Origin of the sequence: Pseudomonas sp. NMS19W (assembly GCF_051554255.1) — a bacterium.
In the GTDB taxonomy this organism is placed as follows: Bacteria; Pseudomonadota; Gammaproteobacteria; order Pseudomonadales; family Pseudomonadaceae; genus Aquipseudomonas; species Aquipseudomonas kribbensis.
Map to the genome: position 1 here is coordinate 2,984,591 of NZ_CP136718.1, position 12,881 is coordinate 2,997,471.

General features: G+C 59.0%; 8 protein-coding genes and 1 pseudogene. 7 read left to right on the forward strand and 2 right to left on the reverse strand.

Annotated elements, in window-relative coordinates; all coding sequences use genetic code 11:
• Positions 1-251 precede the first annotated feature (251 nt).
• The 4 genes and pseudogenes from R1A29_RS13515 to pgm all read left to right on the forward strand — a co-directional run bounded on the left by R1A29_RS13515 (position 252) and on the right by pgm (position 6,482).
• Positions 252-1,275: pseudogene (locus tag R1A29_RS13515) on the forward strand (zinc-dependent alcohol dehydrogenase family protein).
• 546 nt (positions 1,276-1,821) lie between these two features.
• A complete protein-coding gene (locus R1A29_RS13520; RefSeq protein WP_438301841.1) occupies positions 1,822-3,276 on the forward strand; it encodes a hypothetical protein in 1,455 nt (484 codons plus the stop codon).
• A gap of 49 nt (positions 3,277-3,325) precedes the next feature.
• Positions 3,326-4,726, forward strand: coding sequence for a PLP-dependent aminotransferase family protein (locus tag R1A29_RS13525; protein WP_438301842.1), 1,401 nt, complete (start codon positions 3,326-3,328; stop codon positions 4,724-4,726).
• Positions 4,727-4,835: 109 nt separating this feature from the next.
• Positions 4,836-6,482, forward strand: a complete 1,647-nt coding sequence (gene pgm / locus R1A29_RS13530; protein WP_085709807.1) for a phosphoglucomutase (alpha-D-glucose-1,6-bisphosphate-dependent) — start codon at positions 4,836-4,838, stop codon at positions 6,480-6,482.
• A 61-nt stretch (positions 6,483-6,543) separates the two neighbouring features.
• On the opposite strand, the gene R1A29_RS13535 is transcribed toward pgm, so the two are convergent.
• Positions 6,544-7,239 carry a pirin family protein gene (locus R1A29_RS13535; RefSeq protein WP_134826788.1) on the reverse strand — a complete coding sequence of 232 codons (696 nt, stop codon included), beginning with the start codon at positions 7,237-7,239 and terminating at the stop codon, positions 6,544-6,546.
• A 279-nt stretch (positions 7,240-7,518) separates the two neighbouring features.
• Here R1A29_RS13535 and R1A29_RS13540 point away from each other — a divergent pair, with 279 nt between their 5' ends.
• Entirely contained in the window at positions 7,519-9,993 is a 2,475-nt protein-coding gene (locus R1A29_RS13540) for a UvrD-helicase domain-containing protein (RefSeq protein ID WP_438301843.1), read from the forward strand.
• A gap of 57 nt (positions 9,994-10,050) precedes the next feature.
• On the opposite strand, the gene R1A29_RS13545 is transcribed toward R1A29_RS13540, so the two are convergent.
• Positions 10,051-10,323: a DUF1652 domain-containing protein gene (locus R1A29_RS13545; RefSeq protein ID WP_122605514.1), complete on the reverse strand. Its 273-nt coding sequence runs from the start codon at positions 10,321-10,323 to the stop codon at positions 10,051-10,053.
• 264 nt (positions 10,324-10,587) lie between these two features.
• Here R1A29_RS13545 and R1A29_RS13550 point away from each other — a divergent pair, with 264 nt between their 5' ends.
• Positions 10,588-11,403: a helix-turn-helix domain-containing protein gene (locus tag R1A29_RS13550; protein ID WP_438301844.1), complete on the forward strand. Its 816-nt coding sequence runs from the start codon at positions 10,588-10,590 to the stop codon at positions 11,401-11,403.
• Between the two features lie 51 nt (positions 11,404-11,454).
• Positions 11,455-12,861, forward strand: a complete 1,407-nt coding sequence (locus R1A29_RS13555) for an NAD(P)/FAD-dependent oxidoreductase (RefSeq protein WP_438301845.1) — start codon at positions 11,455-11,457, stop codon at positions 12,859-12,861.
• Positions 12,862-12,881: the final 20 nt, after the last annotated feature.

The following is a 12,881-nucleotide window of genomic DNA, read 5'->3' on the forward strand; positions in this document are numbered from 1 at the left end:
ATCAAGCTTGACGAGGGCAGCCATATGAGAACAATGGCCGGCATGAATATTACGGGGAAAGGCTGGTAGTCTGCACCGGGTAATTCAGTTTTACTGAGAAGGCAGTGGCAGTTTTTTCATGGATTTTCTCAATGCTGGCCATACTGCGGAATCAATGACAGGCATGTCGACTATTAATAGCCACTGATAGTCTTGGCCGGAAAGCCCAGATAGAGTTCAGGGCATTAGAGGTTACTTTGACGAGGTTTGCGATGTCCCGCACGATCCGTTTTCACAAGTTTGGTCCGGCCGAGGTGCTCAAATGCGAAGAGCATGCGGCCGCTCAGCCAGGTCCTGGCGAAGTGCAGGTGCGTGTCGAGGCGATCGGCATCAGCTGGTACGACACGCTCTGGCGTCAGAACCTGGCGTCGTCACAGGCTCGCCTGCCTTCGGGCCTGGGCCATGAAATGGCGGGTGTGGTCACGGCCATTGGCGACGGTGTCGAAGACCTGATCGTCGGTGACAAGGTGGCCAGTTTCCCGGCCGAGAGCCCCAATGACTATCCGGTCTACGGCGAACTGATCGTTCTGCCGCGTACAGCGCTGACCCGTTATCCGGACGTGCTGACCCCGATCGAGGCCAGCGTGCATTACACGCCGCTGTTGATCGCCTATTTCGGTTACGTCGATCTGGCGCGAGTCAAACCCGGGCAGTTTGCCCTGGTCACTGACGCCAGTCATTGCGCCGGTCCGTCGTTTGTCCAGCTGGGCAAGGCGCTGGGTGTGCGCGTGATTGCCGCCACGAAAACCGCTGAAGAGCGCGAATACCTGCTTTCCCTCGGTGCCGAGAAAGTCATCGTCACCGAAGAAGAAGACCTGTTGATGCGGATCAACAAGATCACCGACAACCGCGGCGTCAACGTCGTGTTCGACGGTCTCGGCGGCCCGCAGATGTCGCTGCTGGGCGATGTACTGGCACCTCGCGGCAGTCTGGTGTTGTATGGTCTGCAAGGTGGCAACCAGACGCCATTTCCGGCGTGCGCAGCGTTCCAGAAGAACATTCAGTTCTTCGTGCACTGCATTGGCAACCTTCACCGGCAAGCCGGAACTGGGCATCGTCCAGGATCACGTCGCGCTGCAACGTGCCCTGCGTGACATCAACCAGCTGACGGCCGACCGCGTGCTGCTTCCGCTCAAGACCCGGGTCTTCCCGTTCAACGAGTTTGTCGAAGCACACCGCTACATGGACGAATGCCCTTGCCGTGAGCGCGTTGCCCTACAAGTCGAACCTGCTTGATTTTTCCCCTCAGAGTCCGTGACCTCACGGACTCTTGTGTGTTTCTTCCTTCAGACCATGAGAAACCCTGGGCGCTATGCCTGGGGACGTTCAGCAACTGAACTGGTTTTTACTCTTGATCTGTATCTTCTAATCGCCCTCCAGACCCTGATAATTGAATGACTACTTTCATCTCAAGGAATGAGCGATGTCTGTGCATTCTGTTTGCTCTGCGCAATACCAAACGACAGTTTATAACCGATGTTCCAATTCTTGTTTAATTGCTGTAGGGCGGCTATGTAATCCGTTCTTTTTTTCTTGTGCTCATCATGCGCAGGGCATTGTAAGAATTTTCCTAAGAAAACTTACATCCAGAGGAAGTCCAGTAAATACGGGGGCTTGCGCTGCGCCGTTGGCGTTTTTTGATTGTTGCGGGTGCAACTGTTTCAAATAACTACAAAACCTTAGGTGTTAGCATTTCAGCGTCTATTAATTAATGAAGAATGATTGCCTGCCTGATGTTTGTGGTGGCGCAATATTTAACCTTTGATATCGGGTGAAGTACTGATGAGCACGATCCATGATCAGGCAATGAACTATGTCTACCAGCAAGTATTGCAACGATTGCTGAGTTTTTTCTCCCGTGCCGAGCGCACGGCATTGCAGTTGCTGATTCAGCGCCTGGCGGTGGCCGCCGGCGGAATGGATCGCATAGGCGAGTTCAAGGTGCTGGCAACTCAATCCGGCACCCGTGATTGTTGTTACAGCCTGGCCTTGTTGCGTGCCGCGCAACTGAGCATCGCCGGACGAGCCCCGGGCACCTTTCAGCTACGGGTTGCGACATTGCGCGGTGGCGTCGTACCGCCTGCGGCATTGCACAACATGCATCGCAGCTTCAGTGCGCTGTTTCTTTATGACGACCCCAGAGTCGAATTGCTGATGGTCGATCATCGAGAGGTCTTGCCCTTCAATCATCAGGAGCCCGTATCGGAAACGGGGCGCGAGGCAAACCGCATCAATTTACTGATGGTTGGCCATCGTCGTGTCTGGAATGAAGATCTGGTCCTGTGGGACGACAGTTACCTGGCGACGGCCGAATTCCTCGGCCAGGTCGCTCGCTGGAATAACGGTGTCGATGCATTGCTCAGCAGTGACTCTGCGCGCAGTCAAGAGGCGTTTCTGCTCGGTCTTGATCGTGCGGCACGCAAGGCCGGCATCGGTGCCTTGCCGAAGCGGGGCAGCGGTTTCGATGAGTTGTTCAACCTGCTCGATGGCATGGGAGGCGATTACTATCGGGAACTCCACCCGGAGGCCGACCTGCGGCCCTGGCGGCCGCTTGGTCAGTTCGAGGCCTGTCGGCGCACCAGTTACATCGGTATCGACGACATCGTGGTAGGCAAGATGGAAGAGCGTTGGCCGCTGCTCAGCGACTTTCTCGGTTATCAGGCCGACGAGCTGCAGTGCGAGGCGGGCCCGGGCGAGTCCGCGGATCCTGTGGTCACGGCCTACCTGAGCGGGCTGCATGCCTGTTATGTCGATGGGCGCAACTACGAGGCCGGCGTATCGGAGTATCTGCAGCGGTGCCTGGCGTCGATGCGCCGCAGGAACGTTCCCGAGCAAGTGTGCGAACGGTTTCTGGCGTCATTCGGCAACCTGTCCGATCTGTCCGAACACCGGGCACAGGCGGTGGCTTCGCTGCAAAGAAACTTCGGACTCAACGAATCGCAGCTCATCTGCCTGTTGTTCACACCTTTCATCGAGGGAGGGGCCGGCCTTGAACGGTTTCTGCGCACCTGTCATCCCGGCATGCTGATTGCGATGTCGGATTTGCACCGGGCGATGCAAGGCCTGCATGCGCCGGACCAGGTTCTGCAATGGATGACGGAAGTCAGTGGTCTGCCCGTACACTTGATCAGCCGGTTGTATGCCATGGACTCCATTTCCATGGGTGAGCAGGTTTCGCCAGCCGCGGAAGCCTCCGACGTCAAGGTTGCCGTCGGCGACCGCTCCGCGGAAGGTTGAGTGTGAGCGTATCGCCCGGGGGCGAATGCATGTCGGCGGATGTCCTCTCATGAACGCCGCCCGTGAAACCGATTTCGCCTACCAGGCTGTCTATCGATACCTCACCCAATTGATCGAAGAGCCTGGTGGAGAAGGGGCTCTCCGACTGCCATCCCTACGGCAACTGGCCGAACGACTGGGAGTGTCGATTTCAACCATTCAGTACGCGTATGCCTTGTTGGAAAAGGAGGGACGGGTCTATTCCGTCGCCAAGTCCGGCTATTTTGCCCGGGCTGCAGCCACGGTGATGCCGCCCGGTCGGGGGAGCGACTTGCTGGAAACCGTTTACGTCAATGCCAGATATTCGGGAATGCGTGTGCTGAGCGCCGACGATCCGGCATCGGTGCAGCCTCTGGACGGACCTTTGCTGATGCTCGAGCGGGAGCTCATGCGTCAGTATCCCCGCCAACCGCAGGCACTGGCCCAGCCATGCGGCGAGCTGGAACTGCGTACGTTGCTCGCTGCACGTTATACCTCCTCGCCGAGCCATTGCTGGCACGCCGAAGATGTCTACATCGGTGCCGATGCACGAGGGGTCCTGGAGATCCTGATTGCCGTTCTCGAGTTGCGCCACGCTACCGTGGTGGTGGAGTCGCCCTGTGACTGGGTGATATTGCGCCTGCTTCAGTCAGCCGATGTGCGAATCATCGAGCTGCCCGTGCGGCCCGGCGGGGTGTTCGATCCAGAGCAATTGGCGCTTCTGCTGGAAACCGAGCCAGTAAGGCTGGTCCTGCTGTCATCGCAATTGAACATGCCCCATGGCAGCCTGGCTCCTCAGGACAATCTGGAGGTGATCGCCGCGCTGCTCAGACGTCATGGCATCTGGGTGCTGGAGAACGACAGCTACAGCGAACTGAGGGATGACAGCGAGCGGCGTCCTCTGCGGGACCTGCTGGATCCTGATCGTCTTCTGGTGTTCTCCACGTTCGAAAAGGTAATCGGTGTCGAAGCGCCTTATGGCTTTGTGCTCGCCCGCCAGTGGCGGGCCGATCTGCAACGGCACTTTCTGTTGCGTTCATTTCGCCTGTCGCCGATTCGCCAGAGAGCCATTGCCCGTCTGTACGCAAGCGGTCGGGTCGATCAACACCTGCCGGTACTCAAACGCCTGCTCAAGGAACGTCGGACGCAGTTGATCGAGCTGCTGCGAGAAGGCCTGGGTGATGCATTGCATATCGCCGAGCCGCAGGGCGGTGCGACGATCTGGGTACGATCCTCCCGCCGGGTGGCGATGGGCGCTGTGTTCCAGCGACTGCTAAAACAGCATGTACTGATTGCGCCGGGGGAACTGTTCAGCACGCAGGGCATGCACGGGCAACATATGCGCCTGAGTGCCATCGGCAGCAGCGGGTCTGAACTGGCGGGGGTCGTGGGATTGCTCGGTGATGCATTACGGCTGGCCCCGGCTGACTGAGGTGTTAAAAAACATCGGGGACGTACCGGATAGATCCCGTCGCACTACGGTCAAACTGCCAGTAAACTCCGCTGTAATTTCCTGTACCACTCTATTTCAGAGGTTTTGCATGACACTCAGTCCTTTTGCGGGCAAACCGGCACCGGCAGAGTTGTTGGTCGACATCCCGCGACTGGTAACGGCGTACTACACCGGTCAACCCGACGCCTCGATTTCCACCCAGCGTGTGGCATTTGGCACTTCCGGGCATCGGGGCAGCTCTTTCGACCTGAGTTTCAACGAGTGGCATGTTCTGGCCATCAGCCAGGCAATCTGCCTGTACCGCGAAGCCCAGGGCATCACCGGCCCGCTGTTTGTCGGCATCGATACTCATGCGCTGTCCACGCCGGCCGGGGCCAGTGCCCTGGAAGTGCTGGCAGCCAATGGCGTGACCGTGATGATCGCCGAAGGCGACGAATACACCCCGACGCCGGCCGTGTCTCACGCCATTCTTTGCTACAACCGCGGCCGCACCACCGGCCTCGCCGACGGCATCGTCATCACGCCGTCGCACAACCCGCCACAAAGCGGTGGCTACAAATACAACCCAACCAACGGCGGCCCGGCCGACACCCACATCACCAAGTGGATCGAAGCCAAGGCCAACGAACTGCTGGCCAACAAGCTGGCAGGCGTTAAACGCATCGGTTACGAGCAGGCGCTTAAAGCCCCGACCACGCACCGCCACGATTACGTCAACACCTACGTTGCCGACCTGATCAACGTCATCGACTTCGATGCCATCCGTGGTGCCAAACTGCGTCTGGGTGTCGATCCATTGGGCGGAGCAGGGGTGCGCTACTGGTCGGCCATCGCCGAGCACTATCGTCTGGACCTCGATGTGGTGAACAAGGAAGTCGATTCGACATTCCGTTTCATGACCGTCGACTGGGATGGCCAGATCCGCATGGACCCATCGTCCAGCCATGCCATGCAAGGCCTGATCGGCCTCAAGGAACGCTTCGACGTCGCGTTCGCCTGCGATCCGGACCACGACCGTCACGGCATCGTGACTCCGTCCGGTGGCCTGTTGGCGCCGAACAACTACCTGGCCGTGTCGATCGACTATCTGTTCCAGAACCGTCCGCAATGGCGCGCCGATGCGGCCGTGGGTAAAACGGTGGTCAGCAGCGGTCTGATCGATCGTGTGGCGAAGCGTCTGGGTCGTCGTCTGTACGAAGTGCCGGTCGGCTTCAAGTGGTTTGCCGACGGTCTGTTCGACGGCTCCCTCGGTTTCGGTGGTGAGGAAAGTGCTGGTGCATCGTTCCTGCGCAAGGACGGTGGCGTCTGGAGCACCGACAAGGACGGTCTGATCCCGGCCCTGCTCGCTGCTGAAATGACCGCACGCACCGGTCGCGACCCAAGCCAGGCCTATCGTGCACTGACCGAAGAGCTGGGCGAGCCGTTCTCGGTACGTGTCGACGCCAAGGCCAACCCTGAGCAGAAAGCCCTGCTGAGCAAGTTGTCGCCAGAGCAAGTCACTTCGACTGAACTGGCGGGCGAGAAGATCCAGAGTATCCTCAGCAAGGCGCCGGGCAACGATCAGGCCATCGGCGGTCTGAAAGTGATGACCGAGAACGGCTGGTTCGCCGCACGTCCTTCGGGCACCGAGGATATCTACAAGATCTACGCCGAGAGCTTCATCGGCGACGACCACCTCAAGCAACTGGTGGCCGAAGCGCAGACCCTGGTCGATGGTGCAATTTCCACCAAGTGATCAGTGCTGAATAAAAAAGGGCGACCATGAGGTCGCCCTTTTTTGCCCACAATCCAGCCGATCAGGCCAGATCCACCAACACGATTTCACTGTCTTCAATGGCCGTGACGGTCAGCACCGGCTCCTGGCTCACCGCGACACCGTCTCGAGCTTGTGCACGCAAGCCGTTGACTTCAATCACACCAGTGGCCGGTACGAGATAAGCGCGACGTCCGGCATCGAGTCGATACTCGGCGGTTTCCCCGGCCTTGATGGTGGCAGCGACCAAACGTGCGTTGGCGCGAATGCGCAGGCTTTCATCGTCACCGTCCTTGCCGCTGGCAAGCGTCACGAAGCCTTCGCGCTCACCTTTGGGGAACGGTTTGGCGCCCCAGGAGGGCGGTGCACCGGTTTCGGTCGGCAGAATCCAGATCTGGAATATCTTGGTCGGGGTCGCTTCCAGATTGTATTCACTATGGGCGATCCCGGTGCCGGCACTCATCACCTGAACGTCGCCGGCTTCGGTGCGACCCTTGTTGCCCAGATTGTCCTGGTGGGTAATCGCACCTTCACGCACGTAGGTGATGATCTCCATGTCGCGGTGCGGGTGAGTGGGGAAACCGGTGCCCGGGGCGATGATGTCATCGTTCCACACCCGCAGGTTGCCCCAGCTCATGCGCTGTGGATCGTAGTACTCGGCGAACGAAAAATGGTGATGGGCATCCAGCCAGCCGTGATGGGCGCCGCCCAGCGAGCTGAAGGGTCTGAGTTCAAGCATGATCTTCTCCTCAAAAGGTTCGTCATGGGGCGTTTCGGCCGCAGCCACGAAGCGAGACCGGTGATTGATGGCGAGCATCATCTATCAACCAATGATCGAGAAAAAGCGTAAAAAGTGCTGCATTTTTATCGAATTGACTGATGTTATAAATCTCGAAACGCTCTCATGCAGCCTTCAGTTCATCGCCTAACTTAATGACCCGTAAGCATTTCGCTAGAACTCAACGGCAAATGCAGACACCATAGCGCTCAACAGCCTCAGCCTCTGGAGTCCGTCAGCGTGGCGCAGCACACCCCCGATCTTCCTCCCGAACTTCGTCCCCTGGCCGAGATGCCGTGGTTCAAACGCCTGGCGGCGCGTTTCCTCGGGCATGGTCTGACGCAATTGCGCGCCCAGCATCGGGCATCGTGGCTGCACGGTCAGGCCGATGGCTTTCGCAGCGGGCACAGCGCCGGGTTCGATTACGGCTACAAGGAGGGCAAGGCCGAGGGGCTGGAAGAGGGGCGTCAGGTCCTGTTGATCCGCGACAGCCGCAGCACCGAGCATCGCGCGCCAGGGATCGACAATCACCTGTTCGATGACTGGCGTCTGCCACTGACTGCCGAGCTGAAGAGGCGCATCAAGGCTGACGTTGCCCGCTTGCTGCCGGCCCACGCTCAGCCGAGCGTGGCGCAGTGGAAGATGATCTTCAGTGATACGCCGTCAACGTCGGTGGTCGCCGGGGCTGGCGCCGGCAAATCGACCACGTTGGTGTTGCGCATCCTGCTGCTGACGCACTACCTGGGCTTTGAGCTGGATTCGATGACCGTGGTGACTTTCACCCGGGAGTCGCGCAAGGATTTCATCAGCAAACTGATCGAGCTGTTTGCCCTCTGGGGGCATTCCCTGAGCCAGAAGACCGCCCGGGATCTGGTGCGCACCTTCCATTCGCGCATTCTGCCGATGGTGCGCAGCCTGCCGGGCTTCGAGCGTTTGCAGGCGTTTGAAAACCTCAGTCTGAGGCCACAGGGCGGGGACGATGACGTCGACAGCAATCCGTTCGATCTGCGGATCAACGACGCCCAGCGCCAGCAGCTCAACGCCTGCTATCACCGCCTCTACACCGAGGACGAGCGTTTCCGGCAATTGATCCAGCCACTGTCCCGGCATGCCTTGCAGCTCAAAGAGTTGGAGCGCGATCACCCGGACGTGCAAAAGCGCATGGCAGTGACCGAACTGGCGGCCAAGCGTGACGAAGAACTGTGCGATGTGATCGAGGACCTGTGGTTTCGCGCCGGTGCCTGGCCGATCAAGGGGGTCGAGCCGAACCGTCAGACCTTCGAGATCAACGGCGCGACCTTTCACTGCCATGGCTATATTCCGAGTCTCGATGCCTGGGTCATTCTGGGTTTCGACCCCAAGGAAAACCCGCAAGTCTGCCGTCCCAATGCCAAGCTGACGGTGCGCGCAGAATGGGCCGTTAAGCGCACCCTGTTTCAAGCTTTCTGTCGTAAGCCGTTGATTTGGCTTGATAGTTACGAGGCGTCAAAGCGTGTATTGGCCACGTTGGCCGGTGATGCCAGTGCGGGTCCCGGCTTCGATTACAAGGTCAAGGGAGAACTCGCATCCGCGCCGTTGCTGGACTGTTTTGTCGCTGCCGCCGGATTTATCGAGAACCTGGGCCTGGATGTGCCGGACGCCGTTGGCCGCATGAGTTTCGGCAAGGATGATCCGGACCGGTTTTTCTTCGAGGCGCTGAGCCTGTTCTGGCGCGCACTGGAAGATCACTTGCTCGATCAGAAGCCACCGATCATGACCTACAACCGCATGTTCGCGCTGTTCAGCGAGCACTCGCCGGAAAACCTCAAGCTACTGAGCGATGAACTGCTGCGCCCCATGTCGCACCTGATGATCGACGAGTTTCAGGACGTTTCACCGCAGATCGTCTCGTGGATTCGCGCCAGTCTTGCAGAGATCCGCAGCCGTGGCCCGGCCATGCACGTCGGACGCGGTGCGCAACGCTCATCCTTGCTGTGCGTGGGCGATGACTGGCAGTCGATCTACGGCTGGCGCGGCAGTTCGCCGAGCTACTTCATGGAGTTCAACAAGGAGTTTTCCTCGCCGAGCACCACACGGGTGATGCTCAGCGACAACTATCGCAGCCATCAGCACATCATCGACGCGGCCGAGCATATCGTCCGTGCCGCACCGGCAATTCCCGGCAAGAAAGCCAAGGCCAGCGGCGAGGAGAAGCCGTTGCAACCGGTCAACGTGCTGGAGCGCGATGATCAGGCGCTGGGCCAGCGCTTGGCGGAACATTACAGAAATGGCGACTCGATCTTGATGCTCTATCGAAAAGGTAGCGATAAGTCATTGATAGAGCAGCATATTCAGTCAGTAGTTAATGTTGATTCGAGCTTGCCGTACGAATCCCGACGCTTGAAGCAGCTGACCTATCACAGCGCCAAAGGCTTGCAGGCCGATGCGGTGTTTCTGCTGGGCGACTGCCAGCACCTCACCAGTTCGCCCTACAAGAATCAGGTCTACCGCATGGCCGGGCTGGGTAAGGCCGGTGATAACGAGCCTTACGATACGGCGCAGAAGGACGAAATTCTGCGTCTGGCCTATGTCGGCATTACCCGGGCAGTGAGTCATTGCTATTGGTACGTCGAGCCGCAGGATGCCCAGGCGGTGAACATGCCGCGTGCGTCGGACCGGGTCGCCAAGGGCAAGCCGTTCTTCGTCGATCACCGGCCGGAAAAGAAAACCGCCTGAACCGATCGCGCACAAAAAAGCCCGCGAGCAGCGGGCTTTTTATTTTAAATCAATGGGTTAGGCGTAATTTCTAAGGGACTCCGGAGGAACAAAGGCTTCCAGTTCGTCCTCGACGGCTTCGATTATTCGTTCGACATCCGCTGCATTCATCACCGTTGCGCAAGGAATGCCGGCAATGGCGATCATGGTTTCGCCGCTGGCCCGATCGAACAGGCGGGCAATCATGCTGCCCGGTGCATCCATCGTGGCTTCGAAACCCATGGGATGAAAATGCCAGCGCATCAGCTGGCAGGCATTGGGGAATGTGACTTTGCTTGAACCTTTGTTCATGTATTGCCCGCCTTCTTCATCGAGCGCTTCCGTTTGCTCATGTTAGGTGGGAAGAGCCTTCATTGGCTCAACCGGTGACTGTCATTAAAAGTAGCATCTGAATGTGAAAAGCCTGTGAGATTTTTCAGGCCGTTTGGCGATTGCCCGGGCTTTTTTTGATGTAAGTCACTGTCAGAACAATCTTCGCCAAAGTGCCATCACGGTTCGGTTATTGCTGGTTCGTAAGAAGTTGGGCAAGCTCGGTTCTTTTTCCAAGAGTCGCCTATGCACGCCGATGATGACGGTCCGGAACAGACCCGGGCCACGGCCGATACCGTCATGCGCTATCACCTGTGCTGGAAACACCGGGACCTGGACGGTGTCATGGCGCTGTACCACCCCGATATTCAGTACAACGATTTCTTCCAGAACCGGGTGCTCGGTCTCGATGAGCTGCGCGAGTACGTGCGCGTCAGCATGCCCCGGGAATCCGACGAGGCGCTGGAGCATTGCGACCGTATCCGCATCGACGGCAACACCGCGTTCATTCAATACGAAGTGACCCTGCGTGGCGGTAATGGCTTGGTGTCCTTTCGTTCCAGTGAAGCGATCACGGTCAAGGACGCCAGGATCTGGCGCGTCAATGAATATGCCTCGCTGGTACGCGAGCAAACGGCCAACTCGGCAACGCCAAGCCAACGGCCGGCGGTCAGTCGACTTGGCCTGTCGCCACGTCAGTTGAGTTTCATGGCCGAAGACCTGCAGCAATATTTCCAGCGTCAGCAGCCGTACCTCGATCCCGAACTGGATCTGCAACGGGTGGCGAAGGAGTGCGGTTACAGCCGCAACCAGATTTCCTATCTGCTGAATCAGGTGCTGGGGCAGAGCTTTTACCGCTACGTCAATCAGGCGCGACTCCAGCATTTGCTGCAATCGCTGGACAACGCCACACCGCCATTGCGCATCGATGAACTGGCGTTCGCCGCCGGGTTCAACTCGATTTCGGCGTTTTATAGCTGTTTCCGCCAGCACACCGGCCAGTCGCCCAAGGCTTATGCCAAACAAATTTCTTTGCGGACACGCGCGCAAGACAGTCCCTGAGGTCAGCCACTAGGATCGACGCCATCGAAATCTGGATTGGCGGAGTCTTGCATGCCGGCGTGGCGCACTATCAGTTTGTGGATGGACCAACTCGACGAGCCGCTCACGGCGCGCCCGGCGCTGGAACAAGACCTTGACGTCGACGTGGCGATCATCGGCGCTGGCTACACCGGGTTATGGACCGCGTACTACCTGAAGAAACACGCGCCAGGCCTGGACATCGCCATTGTCGAGGCGCAAACCGCCGGTTTTGGCGCGTCCGGCCGCAACGGTGGCTGGTTAATGGGCAATCTGCTGGGCGAGGATCGCCTGCTGGCGGGCCTGTCGCCACAACAACGCCGCGCCTCATTCGATCTGCTGCACAGCATTCCCGATGAAGTGGAAGTCGTCCTCGAACGAGAGGGTATCGACTGCGATTACCGCAAGGGTGGGGTGCTGTACTGCGCCGCGCGCTATCCCGAGCAGGAAGCCAGCCTGCGCGAGTATCTGAACAAACTGCACGCCCAAGGCCTGACCGACGACGATTATCGCTGGCTCAATCCTGAGCAACTGGCGCAGCAGATTCGCGTCGCCAAACCTTACGGCGGGATCTTCGCCCCGCACGTGGCAACCATTCAGCCGGCAAAACTGGTGCGCGGCCTGGCCCGGACCGTTCAGGGCATGGGCGTGAAGATCTACGAAAACAGTCCCGTGACCCATTGGCAGCCGGGCAGTCTGCGCACCGACAAAGCCAGCGTGCGCAGTCGCTGGATCGTTCCCGCCATCGAAGGTTATTCGGTGACGCTACCGCCGTTGGGTCGTTATCAATTGCCGGTGCAGAGCCTGATTGTCGCCACCGAACCGTTGTCGGCAGCAACCTGGGACGAAATCGGCCTGAGTCGTGGCCAGGCTTTCAGTGAGTTCAGCCGCCAGGTCACCTACGGCCAGCGCAGCGCCGACAACCGGCTGATCTTCGGCGCCCGTGGCGGCTATCAGTTCGCCGGCCAGTTACGCCACAACTTCGATCTGACCCGGGATGAAGTGGAGCTGCGGCGTTATCTGTTCGGCGAGCTGTTCCCGCAACTGAAAAACACCACGATCACCCACGCCTGGGGCGGCAATCTCGGCATGTCCCGGCATTTCAAGCCGCACATGCTCTGCGACCGGGCCAGCGGCATTGCGCTGTCCGGCGGTTATGGCGGGGAGGGCGTCGGTGCTTCCAACCTCGGTGGCCGCACCCTGGCCGATCTGATTCTCGAGCGCGATACCGAACTGGTGCATCAGCCCTGGGTGCTGCCGGACGGCGGGATCCATGCGCTGCGGGCCTGGGAGCCGGAACCGTGCCGCTGGCTCGGCTACAACGCGATTATCAAAAGCTTCGTTCACGAAGACCAGACCCTGGCCAACCCGGCAACCGCGCCCTGGCGGCGCAAACTTGCCAGTCGGGTGGCCGGGTTCATGGAAGGTTTCATGCACTAAACGTTGTTCAATTCCAAATA